This window comes from Sorangium sp. So ce295 (genome assembly GCF_051527405.1).
GTDB classification, from domain to species: domain Bacteria; phylum Myxococcota_A; class Polyangia; order Polyangiales; family Polyangiaceae; genus Sorangium; species Sorangium cellulosum_B.
In genome coordinates this window covers 1,534,029-1,550,612 of the sequence record NZ_CP150324.1, presented here as the reverse complement: position 1 = coordinate 1,550,612, position 16,584 = coordinate 1,534,029, and the positions used below count along the sequence as shown (strand labels likewise).

Annotated in this window: 8 protein-coding genes and 1 pseudogene; 2 read left to right on the top strand and 7 right to left on the bottom strand. The window is 68.1% G+C overall.

Annotated elements, in window-relative coordinates; all coding sequences use genetic code 11:
• Nucleotides 1–180: 180 nt before the first annotated feature.
• Both WMF11_RS05815 and WMF11_RS05810 read right to left on the bottom strand, forming a co-directional pair.
• A pseudogene (locus WMF11_RS05815) lies at nt 181–405 on the bottom strand (cellulose binding domain-containing protein); the annotation flags it as partial.
• A gap of 526 nt (nt 406–931) precedes the next feature.
• Nucleotides 932–1,897 carry a class I SAM-dependent methyltransferase gene (locus WMF11_RS05810; protein ID WP_437976726.1) on the bottom strand — a complete coding sequence of 322 codons (966 nt, stop codon included), beginning with the start codon at nt 1,895–1,897 and terminating at the stop codon, nt 932–934.
• 480 nt (nt 1,898–2,377) lie between these two features.
• On the opposite strand from WMF11_RS05810, the gene WMF11_RS05805 reads away from it, so the two are divergent.
• Both WMF11_RS05805 and WMF11_RS05800 read left to right on the top strand, forming a co-directional pair.
• Nucleotides 2,378–4,822 carry an alpha-glucuronidase family glycosyl hydrolase gene (locus WMF11_RS05805; RefSeq protein ID WP_437976725.1) on the top strand — a complete coding sequence of 815 codons (2,445 nt, stop codon included), beginning with the start codon at nt 2,378–2,380 and terminating at the stop codon, nt 4,820–4,822.
• A gap of 264 nt (nt 4,823–5,086) precedes the next feature.
• A complete protein-coding gene (locus WMF11_RS05800; protein ID WP_437976724.1) occupies nt 5,087–8,704 on the top strand; it encodes a hypothetical protein in 3,618 nt (1,205 codons plus the stop codon).
• A 153-nt stretch (nt 8,705–8,857) separates the two neighbouring features.
• Here WMF11_RS05800 and WMF11_RS05795 read toward each other — a convergent pair whose 3' ends face one another.
• The 5 genes from WMF11_RS05795 to WMF11_RS05775 all read right to left on the bottom strand — a co-directional run bounded on the left by WMF11_RS05795 (nt 8,858) and on the right by WMF11_RS05775 (nt 16,190).
• Nucleotides 8,858–9,397, bottom strand: a complete 540-nt coding sequence (locus WMF11_RS05795; RefSeq protein ID WP_437976723.1) for a hypothetical protein — start codon at nt 9,395–9,397, stop codon at nt 8,858–8,860.
• Nucleotides 9,398–9,677: 280 nt separating this feature from the next.
• Complete coding sequence (locus WMF11_RS05790) at nt 9,678–10,241, bottom strand: hypothetical protein (RefSeq protein WP_437893571.1); 564 nt, start codon at nt 10,239–10,241, stop codon at nt 9,678–9,680.
• Nucleotides 10,238–11,005: a hypothetical protein gene (locus WMF11_RS05785; RefSeq protein ID WP_437976722.1), complete on the bottom strand. Its 768-nt coding sequence runs from the start codon at nt 11,003–11,005 to the stop codon at nt 10,238–10,240. The genes WMF11_RS05790 and WMF11_RS05785 overlap by 4 nt, the downstream gene beginning before the upstream one ends.
• Nucleotides 11,002–11,541 carry a hypothetical protein gene (locus tag WMF11_RS05780; protein ID WP_437907425.1) on the bottom strand — a complete coding sequence of 180 codons (540 nt, stop codon included), beginning with the start codon at nt 11,539–11,541 and terminating at the stop codon, nt 11,002–11,004. The genes WMF11_RS05785 and WMF11_RS05780 overlap by 4 nt, the downstream gene beginning before the upstream one ends.
• 1,931 nt (nt 11,542–13,472) lie before the next feature.
• Nucleotides 13,473–16,190 carry an HD domain-containing protein gene (locus tag WMF11_RS05775; protein ID WP_437976721.1) on the bottom strand — a complete coding sequence of 906 codons (2,718 nt, stop codon included), beginning with the start codon at nt 16,188–16,190 and terminating at the stop codon, nt 13,473–13,475.
• Nucleotides 16,191–16,584 lie beyond the last annotated feature (394 nt).

Sequence of the window (16,584 nt, the reverse complement as noted above, 5' to 3'; positions counted from 1 at the left end):
GGAGCTGCTGCTCGACGACGAGCTCGCGCTGCTGCTCGACGAGGAGCTGCTGCTCGACGACGAGCTCGCGCTGCTGCTCGACGAGGAGGACGCGCCCGTGCCGACGATCGTGCCTCCGCTGCCGGTGACCGACGCGACGGCGGGCCGCCCGCTGCCGTTTGCGCAGAACCCCCACTCCACCCAACCTTTCTCCTTGATGGCTGCGTTGTGGGTCACGTTCGTGGCGGTGAACTGCCCGTTCGAGGACACCGAGGTCACGTTCCACGCGTTGGCCAGCGTCGAGCCGTTGAGCCGGACGACCACGTTCCAGCCCGTGGTGGCCGGGGAGCGGGACTTGTTCGTCACCCTGACGTTCGCGCAGTAGCCGTTCCCCCAGTCCGACTGAATCGCGACATCCGCCGACATCGAGCCGTCAGCGCTGTCCAGGGCGCCGTCCAGCGTGTCGAGATCCTCTTCCTCGATGGGCTCCACGGCGCACGCAAGCAGACCGAACGCGAACGCAGCGGAGATGCAGCCAAGCAAGCGAGTCATACGCATAAGATGCTCCAGGATCGGAACGACTGAGTCGCGGGCTTCTGCTCAAGGTGGATACGTGCACCAGCGAGACGCCTGCGAACCCTCTCGTTCAATTGGTAGAGCTCAATATTCCCGGCCAGCGTGGGTCTGATCATGAACACCTCGCGGACCTCGCCGATCCCCTGCCTGGCAACCACGGTGTTCGTCGGACAGCTACTCACATGCGGATACCCCACGGTGGGGCGGGGCACCATGAGAGAGCAAGAGCAACCCGGAAACGCAGCTCCAAGGAGCGAGCGCTCCTGGCAGCGATCTCCCCCCGAGTCGGTCCTCCGGATCGTGCCGCCGTCGCTCAGGCCGCCTGGACGCGCGCCATCGTCGCCGCCGTCGAGCTACGCCGCTCCGAGGCCGGGCGTCACGCCGGCTTGCGCCCCGACACCAGATAGAACGTCACCCCGCGCGCCCCGCCGAGCGTGCGCGCGAGCGCGGCCTGCTTCCACGCGCGGGCCTCCTGCATGGCGATCGCCCACAGCCGCTCGAACTGCGCCGGATCGCCGCCGCCGGCCAGATACCAGGCGTGGGCCTGGTCGCGGGTGCCGCCCGTTCCGAGCCAGATGCCGCCGTCGATCCACGCCAGCATCTGGCGCAGCTCCGCGCGCTCCGCGGGCGTCTCATACGGCGGGATCAGCGCGGAGCACTTGTCCGACTGGAACACGTGGAGATCGCCGAGCCCTGCCTCGCAGAAGAGCCCTGGCAGCCGCTCGCCCACGGAGCTGTCCCCCTGTCCCAGCGCGCGCTTGCCGTCCTGGCAGATGGCCTCTAGCTCGAGCAGCGAGAGCCGGTCGGCGCGCGACAGGCCGGGCGCGGTGACCAGGGCGGTGGCCTTCTCGGCGAAGTTGTTCGGCTCGACCGCCAGCAGGAGGCCGCCGGGGCGCAGGACGCGGCGCATCTCGCGCAGCACCCGCAGCGGGTCGGCGACGTGCATCAGGACCGTCTGGCACGTGGCGAGGTCGACGCTCGCGTCGGGCAGCGGGAGCGCCTCGGCAAGGCCCTCCCGATACGACGTGCGCGCCGCCACCCCGCACGCCTCGGCCTCGGCGGCGGCGCGCGCGACGAACGACGGTTCACGATCGACGCCCACCAGGGTGGCGTCGCCGTGGAGCACGGGCAGGAGGGTGCGCCCCCAGTGCCCGACGCCGCAGCCGACATCGACCGCCGCGCGCACCTCGCCGAGCCGGAGCCGGCGGGCGATGAGCTCGACGAAATCACGGTTCCACCAGGTGTCGCGCCAGTCGCCCTCGAAGCCGACGAGCCAGCTGTAGTCGCTGGCCTCGAAGGCGGGCGACGGCGGAGGAGCCGAGGGATCAGCGGCGCTGGACACCGCGATGGCATACCACGGCCGGCCCCCTGTGCCCTGATCTGCAGAGGTGGTGGCGCCGGCTGAGCTCGAGGTTGCGCGTCGGGTCCGTCGCCTCCTCCGCCTGTCGAGTCGTCGCCGCTGCTCACCGCGCACGCAAGGCACCTCGATCACGGTGATTGGCAGCTTCAGTCGGCATTCCTGACGTTTTTTGCTCGGACCCCGCCAGAAATGCAGGAACGCTGAACACTTCGCACACGACCGCACAAGAAGCGACCTCTGACGAGCTGGGCAAGGCATGGCGGAGCCGCGGTGCGTTGCAGTCTTGCACGGCGCGTTTAGCGCTTGACGGGCGTCGAGATCCACCCTCGAGATCCGCGAATCGGTTGGTTCACCCTCTTTCCCAAGCCACCCTCCATGGAAAGGCTGATTCAGATGGCGCCTCCTTCGGAAAACAAGATGCCACGTCGCGCGGGCCGGCCGCCCCCTCGACGGCCTCATTCGATGAAGATCCTGAGGGTACCGCTCCTCGTTGTCGGGCTCTTGAGCGCGGCGCTCGCGGGCGCCTGCTCCTCGAGCGGCACCGATGAGCCGAACGAGGTGACCGGCAGCGGCGGCTCCAGCGCGGCGGGGAGCCCCAGCGGGGCCACCGGCACGGGCGGCGGCGCGAGCAGCGGCGCGAACACCGGCACGGGCGGCGGCGCATCGGTCGGTCAGGGCGGCATGGACACGACAGCATCGACAGGGAGCACGGGCGGGATGTCGGGCTCCGACGAGGAGTACCCCGCGCCGGGCGCCCTGCCGGACGAGACGGGCGCAGACCTCTGGCTCAGGTACCCGAAGGTGCCGATTCCGGGGCGCCTCGCGGAGTATCAGGCGGCCTTCAAGCGCGTGGTCAAGTCGGGGACCGGCGCGAGCCTCGACATCGCCGAGGCCGAGCTCGTCAAAGGGCTGAGCGGGTTGACGGGCGGAACGGTCGGGACCGGCGCGGCCGTCGACGGAGCGGGCGCCGTGGTGATCGGGACGGCCACCGCGGACGTCATCAAGGGCCTGCCGCTCGCGGCGCGCCTCGGCGCCCTGGGCCCCGAGGGCTACCTCGTCGAGGCCGCCGACGTCGGAGGCCAACGGGTGATCGCCGTGGCCGGCAACACCGAGGTGGGCGTGCTCTATGGCGCCTTCGCGCTCCTGCGGCACGTCCAGAGCCACAGCGCCCTCGACAAGCTGTCGCTCACCGGCTCTCCGAAGATCGGCCATCGCATCCTGAACCACTGGGACAACCTCGATCGCACCGTGGAGCGCGGCTACGCGGGCCGCTCCATCTGGGACTGGAGCGCGCTGCCCGGCACGCTCTCTCCCCGTTACAAGGACTACGCGAGGGCCAACGCCTCCATCGGCATCAACGGGACGGTGCTGACCAACGTGAACGCCAACGCGCAGGTCCTGACTCCATCGTACCTTACGAAGGTCAAGGCGCTCGCCGACGTCTTCCGCCCTTATGGCATCAAGGTCTACCTCACGGCGCGGTTCAGCGCGCCGGTCGAGATCGGCAACCTGAGCACGGCCGATCCGACCAACGCCAGCGTCAAGCAATGGTGGACGAACAAGGTCAACGAGATCTACCAGCAGATCCCCGACTTCGGTGGTTTCCTCGTGAAGGCGAACTCCGAGGGGCAGCCAGGGCCGCAGGACTACGGGCGGACCCACGCCGACGGCGCCAACATGCTCGCCGACGCCCTCGCGCCGCACGACGGCATCGTGATATGGCGCGCCTTCGTCTACTCCGACACCAGCCCGCCGGACCGCATCAAGCAGGCCTACGAGGAGTTCAAGCCTCTGGACGGCAAATTCAAGGGCAACGTCCTCGTGCAGGCCAAGAACGGCCCGCTCGATTTCCAGCCCCGGGAGCCGTTCCATCCGCTGTTCGGGGCCATGCCGAAGACGCCCCTCGCCCTCGAGCTCCAGATCACGAAGGAGTACCTCGGCGAGGACACGCACCTCGCCTACCTCGGCCCGCTCTACGAGGAGGTCCTCAAGGCGGACACCTACGCGGGCGGCGAGGGCTCGACCGTGGCGCGGGTCATCGACGGCACCCTCCACAAGTACACGACCACCGCGATCTCGGGCGTCGCCAACGTGGGTGACGACACGAACTGGACCGGATCGCAGATGAACCAGGCGAACTGGTACGTGTTCGGACGCCTGGCGTGGAACCCGGACCTCTCCTCGGAGGCCATCGCAGAGGAGTGGGTCCGGCAGACCTTCTCGAACGACCCCGTCGTCGTCGAGCCGGTCGTCCAGATCATGATGGAGTCACGCGAGGCGCTCGTCGATTACATGACGCCCCTCGGCCTTGTCCACATCATGGGCAACGACCATCACTACGGGCCAGGGCCATGGCTGAACAGCCTGAGCCGCGTCGAGTGGAACCCGGTCTACTATCACAAGGCGGACGCGAACAGCATCGGCTTCAACCGCACCTCGGCGGGCAGCAACGCTGTTGGCCAGTACGCCGCGCAGGTGGGACAGAAGTTCGGGAGCCGGGACACGGTGCCGGACGATCTCGTGCTCTTCTTCCACCGCGTCGGCTGGCAAGACAAGCTGAAGTCGGGGAGGACGGTCTGGGAGGAGCTCGTCCATCGTTACAGCCAGGGCGTCGATGAAGTGGGCGTGATGCGAGAGACATGGAAGTCCGTCGAGGGCCGTATCGATGCCAAGCGCTTCGGTGACGTGAGCGACTTCCTCGAGATCCAGCACTACGAGGCGCGCTGGTGGCGCGACGCGTGCCTCGCCTACTTCGGCTCGGTGTCGAAGCTCCAGGTCCCGAGCGGCTATGCCCCCCTGGCGAACACGCTGAGCTTCTACCAGGGGCTCCGCTGCCCGTCCGACCCAAAGAAGCCCCGCTGCTCGCAGGTCTATACGGGGAATCCGTCCCCGGCCATTCTCCAGTGAGAGCGCAGTGAGAGCGGCGGGCCAGCTCGGTCTGGCCCGCCGCCTGGCGGCGGTCTTCACGCCCCTCCCCCCGTCAAGCGCGCAGCGTCCTCCGGGTCTTGCTGACTCGGCGATCTGGCCAGGTCACAACACCGGAGTCGTCGCATGACCTCGTCGTGGTGCGCGATCGACGTGAACGCTCACACGCTGTTACCGTCCTGCTGGCTCATCCATCGGAGGACGGCGGGGTGCGCGTCGGCTGCCAAGGCCGTCAGGAGGTGCGTCGTGACGCTGACTTCGAGTCAAGCATTGTTGCTGTTGATGGCGGGGTGCGCCTCGGCGTGCAGCGCGCCTGGACCGCAGGCGGCGGGGAATGGCCCTGCCGGGCGCCCCGCGGAGCGCGCGCTCCGGCCGAGCGGCGCCGCGCCGGTCGAGCTCGGGCGGATCGTGAGCAGGGCGCGGGCGAGCTTTCGATCCACGCGACAAGGGCTCTCCGCCGAGGGCGCCGCCCACCGGATCGACCTCGCGGGCGGCGCGGCGCGGATCCGCGCGAAGCCCTCGGCGAGGGCGGCACGCAGGGGGCGGGCGAGGCAGCTCCAGGCGCTCGCCGAGGCGCGCACCGCCGCCGAGCTGACGGCGCGCCGCCGAGCGCTCCGCGGGCCTCTCGTCGAGGGCGCGCCCGGCGAGCTCCAGCCGGGGAGCGCGCTCACGCTGACGACGCGATCGATCGCCCGCGCCGGCCACGAGTGCGTGAACGGCGAGGGCCGCGTGCGCATGGCGGCGGACGGCGGCGCGGAGCGCGCGTTCGGGACCTGCAGCGAGCTGTGGAAGAACCACGAGGCGAACGCCGAGCAGGCGTTCCGGTTCCCCGAGCGGCCCGGGGGGCGCGGCGATCTCGTCGTGCGCGTGAGCGCCCGGCTCGGCGCCGCGGACGCCGCGCCCTCGGTCGCGAGCGACGCCCGCGGCCTCGTCCTCGGCGCCGCGCCGGGGCAGCGGTTCGTGTACGGCCACGGCACGTGGATCGACGCGTCGGGCCGCCGTGTCCCGGTGCCCGCCCGCTGGGCGGACGGCCACATCGAGCTGCGCGTGCCCGCCTCGGTCGTCGAGGAGAGCGGCTATCCGGCGCTGCTCGATCCGGAGGTGGGCCCGGAGATCGGGACGGAGCCGCCCGTGCCCGTCCAGCACGACGTCGGGTTCGATCCGGAGATCGCGACCGACGGGACGAGCTACGTCGTCGTCTTCGAGGATCTGTCGCGCATCCGCGCGGTCCGCGTCGGCGCGCGCGGGGACGTGCTCGATCTCGACTGGCTGGATCTGGGCGAGGAGTCCGCCGGGCAGTACCTGCCCAGCGTGGCGTACGGCGGAGGCCGCTACCTCGTCACCTGGAGCCAGTACGGCGACGACGCCCGGATCACCATCCGCGGCCGCGTGATGCGACCCGACGGCACGCTCGAAGGGCCGGCGAGCTTCGCGATCTCGACGTCGGACGAGGGCGTGTATCCCTCGGTCGAGTGGAACGGGGAGCGCTTCGTGGCCGCCTGGCTCAGCCTCGCCGACGATGGGGCCGACGACGTCCGCGCGACCCTCGTCGAGCCGAGCGGCAGCGCCGTTCCCGGCGCCGAGCGCACCCTCTCCGCGAGCGGCCGCGCGTCGCGCCCGGCGGTCGGCGCCGGGGCGGACGTCTCCGTCGTGGCCTGGGACGAGGACGTCGGCGGCGGCGCGCGCGCCATCCGTGCGACGCGGGTGGCCAGCGATGGGACGGCGCTCGACGCCGGGGGCGTTCCGATCTCGGAGGGCCCGGGCAACGCGCGGCTGGCCGCGCTCGCGTCCGGCGGGGCGAGCTTCCTGGCCACGTGGGTACGGGACGATTCCACCAGCACGATCCGGGGCGCGGTGCTGCGCGCAGACGGCACGATCGCGGCAAGGGACTTCCCGATCTCGCGGCCGAGCCCGGGCACCGGGGCCCCCGCCGCGGCGTTCGACGGCAGCAGCTACCTCGTGGCCTGGGCCGACGAGCGGGACGGTCGCGCGATGTACGGGGCCCGCGTCTCGGCGGAGGGCGTCGTGCAGGGAGATGACGTGAGGCTCGCGGACGGGTCGCCTCGCTCCATCTGGGATTCGGATCGGAGCTCGCTCGCGTGGAACGGCTCGCGCTTCCTGCTCGCGTTCCAGGGCCACGGCATCGAGGGCAGCCTGATTGGCCCGGATCTCGCGCTGGCCGCGGGCCGGCTCGGGCTCAGCCCCCTGCCGAACAAGCAGGGGGCCCCGCGCGTCGCCTGGACCGGCGAGAGCTACCTCGTCGCCTGGACCGACGAGCCGGACCCGGACCGGGAGCGGATGACCGCGCGCGCGGTGCGCGTGAGCGCGGCCGGCGAGGTCGTCGATCCGGTCGGGATCGAGCTCGCGAGCAGCGCCTTCGCGATCGATCTGGCCTCGAACGGCGGCGGCGCGTCGGTGCTCACCTGGAGCGCGCTCGGCGCCGGTGGGGATCACCTGCGGCGGGTGTCGGGCGACGGCGCGCTCGGGCAGAGCGTCGCCGTCTCGTCGCTCCACCTGTCGGCGACGCCGTCGGTCGCCGGCAACGGCGACGGCTATCTGGTGACCTTCGTGGAGAGGACCGCGGAGGAGCCCTTCGTGTACACCGCGTCCGGCCGCCTGCTCGGCGCTTCGGGGAGCGCTGGCCCGGTGTTCCCCATCGTGCCCTCGGTCGGGCCGGAGTCGCACGCGATGCCGCTCCACGCCGGGCGGGACTACCTGGTGGCCTACGTGAAGGCGGGCCTGCATCTCGTCCCCGTGAGCCGCACGGGAGGCGTCGGGGAGGGCTTCCTGCTGTCGAGCGCACCGGCCGCCATCGCCGGGGCGACGGACGGCACGGACACGCTCGTTGTCTGGACGGAGTCCGCAGGTAGCTGGCCGGAGGGCGGTGAGGGGCCGGTGCACGGTCGAATCTACGGCACGGGCGGCTGGCGGGGCGAAGCGTTCCTGATCTCGCCGACGAGCGCCGGTCATGCGGCGGCCGTGGCCTGGGACGGCGCGAGCTACCAGGTGGTGTGGGAAGAGGCGGAGACGCACCGGCTCCGGATCCGCGCCGTGGCCCCCGATGGAACGCCGGGCATGGAGGCGCTGCTCGTCGATGACGAGTGCAATGCGCCGATGCTGGCCCGCGGCGAGGATGGCCGGTTCCTCCTGAGCTATGACAAGCTCGGCCCTGCTGCGCGCACGCGGCGCGTCGTCTCGCGGCTGCTCAGCTGGGAGCCCTCACCCGGGCTGGCCGCAGCCGGCGGCGCGGGCGGAAGCGGCGGCGCAGGGCTTGGCACGGGCGGAGGCGGCGTCGTGGAGCCCGGCGCGGGCGGGAGCGGCGGTGCGGAGCTGGGGGTGGGCGGAAACGGCGGTGCGGAGCCGGGGGTAGGCGGAGACGGCGGTGCGGAGCCGGCCGCGGGCGGCCGAGCAGGGAATGGCGGGGGCGGTGGCACCTCCAGCGTGGCCGCCGGCAGCAGCAGAATGGATGGGACGGACGACACAAGCAACGACGCACAATGCAGCGCTCACGGCGCTGGCAGCAGGTCCGCGTACATCGGGCTCACCGTCGCCCTGTTCGGTCTCGCCCTCATTGCACGACGGCGGGAGGTTCCGGTACCGGAGCAGGCGCGCCGTCGTTCTGCGCCACCTTCTCGAACGCACGCATCAGGTTGTCCTCGGACGCCACCTCTCCATCGTCATCGCCGGCAGGGCGGTTCCCTTCGTGTTTCGAGCCTTCGGCGCCGCGCGCGGCGCAGGCACGGGCCGGCCCGTGTCCACCCCGCCGAAGAGAATCTTCTCTTGGCGTCCTTGGTGTCTTGGCGGTTTATTTCTCGCTTGATCAACGTGATCGCTATTCTAGGGCAAAGCCCCTGGACCCGATGATCCCTTCCGAGGTGCGAGCCGCCTGAGCTATCCCCGGCGAGTATCGCCGCGGACGCGCCCTCGTCGAGGGGGCACCGCCGAGCTTGCCTCGAGCGCCTCGACGGCAAAGCGCCCGAGTTCGGCCACGCGGGCGGCACCCACCCAGGGGAACAGCTACGGATCCACCCAAGTCCACACGACCGAGAAGAGGCACACGTAGATTGTCGCCTCGCCCATCGATACCCCGTCCATGTCCACATCCGGCACCACCTCGTTCCCGAGCTCCGGCGGGATCGGCTGGTAGCCGGGGTACGTGGCCTCGATCTCCCCAGCGATCTCGCGCGCCACCGGCTCCTCCTCCGGGATGCCGGGGAGGTGGATCCCGTAGTATGGCCCGAGCAGGGACACGTGGAAGCTGAGCGCCGCATCATCGGTGAGCCAGATGCGGGCCGAGTACGCCGGTTCGACCCACCCCGCCAACAGGCTGAGCGACTCGTTCTGAAGGCTGCATCGCTCCCCCAGCCTGTCGATCATGACCTTCCACCTTGGGTACTCCGCTTGCCCTCGGTTTGCGGCTTCCACTAGGCGGCGGCGCTCCTCCGTGTCCTCGTAGACGAGCTCGTCGGGGGGCACATGGATGCGCGTGATTTTATGCACACCGCGCGGGTAGAAGCGGTAAACAACGTCGAGGAGCTCGGAGCGAGTTATCATCATGGACTGGTCACCTTGGCGCCGAGTCTCTTGTACTTGGACTTGAACGCAGCGTCCGCCGCGCGGTGAAACCTATCGCAGAAGGATCACATAGAATCACGTAGTGTCGTTCAGAAAGTCCGAAAGCTTATCCGGACACCCATCCCTGGAGCAGATGCTCCCTGCCGAGGAGCGAGCCGCCTGAGCTCCCCACGGCGCATAGCGCCGCCGAGCTCACCTCGAGCGCCTCGCCGTCCGTGCGACCGAATGCGGTCACGTGGACGGCGGCCGCCCGGGGCTGTGGTTACGGATCCACCCAAGTCCAGACGTCCGAGAAGAGGCACACGTAGATCGTCGCCTCGCCCATCATCACCCCGTCCATCGCCACATCCGGCACCACCTCGTTCCCGAGCTCCGGCGGGATCGGCTGGTAACCGGGGTACGTGGCCTCGATCTCTTCTGCGACCGCCGCCGGTATCTCGTCGGGCTCGCCCCTGCTGTGGATTCCATAATAAGGCCCGAGAAGGCTCACGTGGAAGCTGAGCGAAGCCCTGCTGCTGAGCGAAGGAGCGGGCTCGAAGTCCTTGGGGCGATAGATGCGGGCCGAGTACGCCGGGTCGATCCCCCCCGCAAACAGGTTGAGCGACTCGTTTTGAAGGCCGTATCGTTCGTACATACGGTGGATCATCGCTTCCCACCTCGGGTACTCCGCTCGCCCGCGGTTTGCGGCTTCCACCAGGCGGCCGTGCTCCTCCGTGTCCTCGTAGACGGGCTCGCCCGGAGGCACATAGATGCGCATGATTTGTTGCACACCCCGCGGGTAGAATCGGTAGATAACGTCGAGCAGCTCGGAGCGAGTTGTCTTCATGGACTCGTCACCGACGCGCCGAGTAGCGGGTACTTGGACTTGAACGCGGCTTTTGCCTGAGTGGCAAATCTTGTGCAAAAGATCCCTGGCGGCAGGTTGTAGTCCATGACGTTGGCAACATCCTCCGTGATCTCTTCGCTGAGGCTGGCTGCACGAAGTGGATCGATTTTCCCCATAAACTCAGTCCGGATCGGCATTTTGATGGTGACAGCGCAGGACCACTCGGTGGTGCCGCCTGAAAATACGTGCTTGAAATTCAGGCTTGTCTTGGCCTGTTGCCACCCGCCCGCCTTCCCCCGGCCGTCATCCTCGACAATGGTAACAAACGTAAAGAACGACGAATCGAAATCTACCCAGAGAAAGTGGGCCATTCCAGGCTTCGGACACTTCGGGCTGCATGCACCGCTACAGCTCAAGAAGGTCGCTCCGGCTCCCGCTACATCGCCGGCTCCGGGGCACTGGTCTCGCGGGCTCTCCGGGCGGTATGTCGTTGGGGTCTCCGAGCTGTCGCTCGGTCTCTCCTCTTCGTCTTCAAGCTCCCACTCGTTGCACGCGATCTTTCGCTCGCCGCCGCCTTGGGGGTCGGCCCCGAAGTCACCGGATGCGGAGGAGGTGAAGACGGGGCGTGGCTCGGAGCCCGGACCGGCCCCTGCACCCGAAGTTCCTTCCCCGACAGGATAGCAGTCGCCGAACGTCATGCTGCACGCCGCCAGCGCCCAAACCGCGATGACCAAGATCAATAATAGAAGTTTTCTCGCGTTCATTTCTCACTCCATCGAAGCACAGGACCAGCAACAACGACGACGGACACATAGCCCGGGAGCACCAGACTGCCCCGACCGACCCAATCCACGTTGACGCTCACCGACACCCCCAGCGGTCCGGCGACGTACGCGTTGGTCTGCGCGTGGCCGCCTACGGCCAAGCCACCGACCTGGCCGCACAAGGTGACGCCGCACGCCGGCATGAGGTAGAACGCGACAGACGGTCCCGTGCTGACGTTGCCGTCCTTCCACGCGTACCCGATGTCAACCGAGGTCTGGTTGTAGATCCCGAGCCCGTCCTCCTGGATCGGGGGTAGGATCGTGCACAGGTCGTGCACCGTGAACAGGATGTCTCGCTGGATGGGCCAAGATATGCCCGCGTGCGGCCCCACTGCGAGGCGCGGAACGGTACCGGCCTGGAGCCACCCGAGGCTCACACCAGCGCTCAGCTCGGAGGCCTCTCCTTGCGTCGGTACGACGACGAGCAGCGGGATGACCAGGATCGCCCATGGGATCCGCCGCCTTCTTGTGCCCATCGTCCCCTTCCCGTCTTCCGCAACTCGTGAGCAACGTGCCGACGCGGGGCATTCTTCTGATCAGAGGATCGGCGTCAAACGGAATCTAGGCGAGCACACTGCACTGGCCAGGGGTCGTACCGTCCAGAGCGTGCGCCGGCGAGCAGCTACCCGCGCGGCGCCAGCGCGTGTCGACGTGCTGGCGCCAGCTGCCTGGCCGCTCCGCCGCGGGTCCGCGCGACAGGCCACGCGCCCCGCGCTGCACGATGTCGGCTGCAAGCCCGACCCAGCGCGGCACCGTGCCCAGGCAGCAGTGACCGCGCGCCGTGACGCCCACGCGCGTGGCACCATGCGACGTCGCTCGCGCGGCCGCGCTGCCGCGAGCGCGGCGCCTGGCGATGGCCTGCACGGTCAACGATGACGACGCGCTAGCGCTCACGCGCCTGGAGCCGCACGACGTTGCTCGCGCGTCTGCGCCGCCCGCGAGCGCCACGCATCGCGGCGGCATTGGCGGGGAGCCACGAGACCGGCTACGGATGGCCCGATGGGGCTCCGCAGGCACCGCAGCCCGGATGGTCCCGCAGCCCTCGCCACTGCTCGAGGGCGTCGCCGCTGTTGCCCCGGCCGGCGGGTCTCTCGGCGTCGTCGAGTTGCCGAGCCGCGACTACGCCGATCACCTCGCGCAGGCGATGCAGATTGCCCAGGAGCGCCATCACCTCCATCACACCGCACGCGGTACACCGGCGAGCGGGGCCGGAGAACGGACGGATCAAGAGCTCGACCATACCGCTGCGGAGCCGCGGTCTTCGGTCGACGGCGCCCGCGCGACAAGGGCGGGCCGCGCCACGCCTCACGATTCTGCAGTGCCGCGACCACGCGCTGCTTGGACGCCCGCGTTCAACGAGCGACGGCCGGGCCCGAAGCGCTTGACCACGCCGACATCGCTGGCCCCGAACACGCCGGCGTCCACCTCGATCCCCGCGCGTGGAGCGGTCGCGGACCTCGACCCTGCGGCCCGTCTGCTCGAGCGCCATGTAGCGCGCCGTCGGCGGCCCCGCGCACCTGCGCCCGCTCCGGAGTGAGAAACGCAGCCTTCCTGTCTGCTCCGGCGCCATGTACGACGCCAGCGCGATCGCGCGCGCTCGCCGGCGTCCTCCTCGACGCCCGCGGCCGCTCCGCGATCAACCAGGGGCCGCAGCGCCGAGCACGCACTCGAGGAGCTCGCCGGCGACGGCCACGAGCTCACGCGGCGCTTCTATCTGGAAAACAAGCGAGGGCGGTCAACAAGTCGCGAGAAGGGGAAAACCCGGGCGTTTCGCGCGGTGGTCGCGACCGCTCGCGACCACTACCACCGTTTCGGGGGCCCCTGCCGCCGTTTGGGTGACAAGAGAATCGCTGCGATGGAACCGGGATGGAAGGCGGTCGACCCATCCCTGGCGACGCAGGTGCGCAGGCGGTTACGCGGCGGGAGTGTTCGGCGACCTACTGGTTGACGAACACTCCGAGCGCCCATCCGCCGGCGGTCCGGGCGGCCGCGGTGTAAGCGCCCGACCAACGCCATCGTGACCGTCGGCGTGGCGCCGGTTACCTATCCCCATCGCGAAGGAGGAAGCGATGGGCACTGGTAACGGGCCCCGACGGGATGGTCACGATGGCGTTGGTCGGGCGCTTACTTTCGTACGACGATCTCGAGAGGCGCGAGGGCTGGACGGTGTCCACGGTGATTGCAGGGTCGCGGGGTGTGCCGGGACGACGCCGGTCACGGGCCGCTACCCCGCTATCGCGCCGCCAGGCGCAACCCCCGTCGTGTTGCTGGCCCATGAGCTGCAGCAGCCGGACGCTGCCAGATGGCCGCGATCGGTACGGCGCGGCTCCTGGCTGCATGAAATGCTGGCCTCGGTTTCACCGAAGAGCCCATGATCCACAGCTACGTGGCTTATGAACTGTGTGTATTACCGAACACGAGCGATCTTGTTCGGCTTATTTTGGTGACCGCGTTGGCTACTGGGCTCGTGACAATTGGCAGGGTTGCGAATAACTTTGACAAATTCGGCCACAACCTTTCCCTTCAAGGTGCCGACCCTACGAGTCCCCTTTTCCCTGAGGGCGTCATCACCCAACTGAGATACATCCAGGATGGCTTTGACAGATGTGGACCATGCCCTTGCCAAGGCTTTGATGACAGCCCCTTCTGGCGTTTGGAAACGAAATAACCAATCATCTTGTGCCGTTGACGCATGCCAGTCAGGCCACGACTTCGGTCGATAAGCATCGCCCATGAGGACTACAACATCCGATGACGTGGTTGCGATCACGTTTGCGTCGAGACGCACCTTCGTTACGTCGTGCACTGACATACCTATCATGGTATCGACAAGCAGGACTTCGTGAACATCCGTCCACAAGGCAATGTCTTCAGCAGTGAGCCAGCCGTCCCTCCCTCGACCGATCGGTAAATTTGCCGCATCGCCACCACATGTATAAACAACGTGGGTTAAGTGGTATAGGTCTTCATCTTTTTGTGGATGGTTGAGTGCGATGAGGCGCGCTTGGTCTGAGGCCCACTGCGCAATGGTTGAATTCTCAACAATAGGGATCGCGACGCTTCTTGCCGCTGTAACCGGCCTGCCAGTGAGTACACCGATGAGGTTGAGCTCCGTTGCTCTCAGTCCACCGATAGTAACGGCGCCAGCGTGAGAATCGCCAAGTAAGGCACCAGGGCGCGAAAAGAAAACAGCGACTCTTCCGACGATTTCATTAGAACTATTGCGGAGCAGTCGAAGATTGGCCGCATAGAATATGAGGTTGGCTCTAAATTTTGCACTATTGGCATCATCGACACCTGGCTCATAGAGTCTTTCGATGAGCTCGTCTGCTGGTAATGTAACCCAGTCGGACGCAGCAACAACGCGCGTTCGCTTATGTTCGTCTCCTTCCACGATCAGATGGACATCCAACGCCGGACAAAGCCATGCACACAGTCTCTCTAGTGACCACAGCCGCTCCCCCCACTTCTCCAGCAACCCGCCACTCGCCGCCGGATCCGTCTTCAGCCACACTCGGACCTTCGTCCCTCCGTCCTTCAGCCGCTCCTCCTCCTCCGCAGGCCGGAGGATTGGACGCGTTAACAGCCCCGTCGAAAACTCCAGCACCCGCGTGTCCTTCTGCGCCTCCTCCGGCCGGCGCGTCGTGACCCTAACGTGGCTCCCCCACATGAAGACCGAGAAGAACCCGATCCCGAACCGTCCGGTGGGGTTGAACCCTTTTGCGAGAAGGCCGGGCGACTCCTGCCGCATGAGCGCGGACTCCCAGTAGCTTGTCCCGAAATCGAGCAGCGGACCAGTGAGCACGTGAATGGACATGCCCAAACCGCTGTCCTCCACTTCAAGCCAGGGACCGGTCGCGTCAGATCCCAGCCGTACTACAATCTCGCCCCAATCCTTGGAGCGATCCTCGAGCAGCCGGCGCGCCCGCACGGCGTCCGATGCGTTCTGGATCAGCTCGCGCAGAGGTACGGTCGGGTCGTTTCCATAAAGCTGCTCTCCACCGAGACGCTCGACCAACGAGGGCACGTCGCTCACCCGGACGCGCGTGTCCACGGGGACCCACCCCTCGGTTGGAATGTAGTCGGTGAGCCGCAAGGGGTCGTCCACGCCGGCCACGCCCCGCGCTTGCAGTCGGCGCCGGCCCGTGTCGGCGAGGAGCGTGTCAACGTGCCGCAGTTCGCCATCGATCATCTTCAGGGTGTCGAGGCAGAGCCACCAGGCGGGCGCGTCGTTTAGGCGGAAGGGGCTTCCGGTCGTGTAGATCAAGCGATGATCCCGTTGCTGCGGCTGATGCAGTTTCTGCTGGAACTTCCAGTGTTCATCCCCGATCCCGCGAGGCTTCCGAAGGGCACGGAGAAAGCCAGGAGCCCGCCGGGCGTCGATATGGCTCGCGTCGGCGACGCGGAGGACGCAGGCAAGTTTGAGCGCGTCGACGGTCCACTCTTTCGGGCACCAAGTCGGCGCGCCGAGGGTCGCCGAGAACTTCTCCCGGAGCGCCGGGACGGACCACCAGTGGCTGTAGGCGATGCGTCCGATCGTGGCGCCGAAGAGCTCTCGCAACTCGGGACTCTCGATGAGGTGATACGCCGTGCGGCTTGTCGGATCGTGCCAGGAGATCAAGGCGAGGTGGGCGGCATGACGCGCGTGAAGGTTGCGAAGTGTCTCGCCGATGGCTTCTTTCTCGATGTCCGGCGGAGGAAAGGCGATCTCTTCGGGTGTGGGGACGCGGTCGAGCTTGCGTCGCAGGAGAGCCGCGACGGCATCGGACCAGGCCTTGTCCCGATGGAGCGCCGCCACGCCTTCGGGATATGCGGCCAGGCCCATCCCAAGGTCATGGATCAGGAACGCGCCACCGAGCACGAATGCCTCGGTCGGCGTCAGAGGAAAGTCAGCGCCGGCAGTTATCTCGGCCATGGTCCAGAGAGAGTCCAGGTGGGTGACGTCGTGGACGGTGAAGTCCGGTAAGTCACGCGCGATCTCGGCTCCGATCGCTGCGGCTCGCTCCCGAAAGCGGGAAAAGGCGGTGCGTAGCTCCTCGCGCGCCTTCGTGTCGGGGTCCGCGTCAGACCGAAGTGCTAGCGTGGAGGTCCAGAGGCTCGTCCTCTCGAAGGTAGTGATGGTCATCGGCGTGCATCCTACCGCAGAGGCTTCCGAAAGTGTGATGTGGGCGTTTGCGGCGATGCGGGGGACTTGGGGCCTTCATCTCGTCTTGGCAGTTCTTCGGTGCTCTGCGGCGGCTTGCGCTTCTTCCACCCTCATCCCAGCGTCGCACGCACCCAGCGGGGCGATAAGGGCGTCGAGGAGCCTGGTCGACAGCGCTTCGCGCCCATTGCCGAACAAGCTGCTGGCCGTGCTTCGCGCGGCGGCAGAGCCGCAAACCGTTCGGCGGACGGGCGCATCTTTCTAGCTGTTCAGTGGTCCGGCTGTTAGCCAACCCAATTGCTGGCTAACAGCACCCGCCCCCAAATCCGCACCGCCGCGCACGATGGCGCTTGACTTCGCCGAGCGCGCCTTCAGC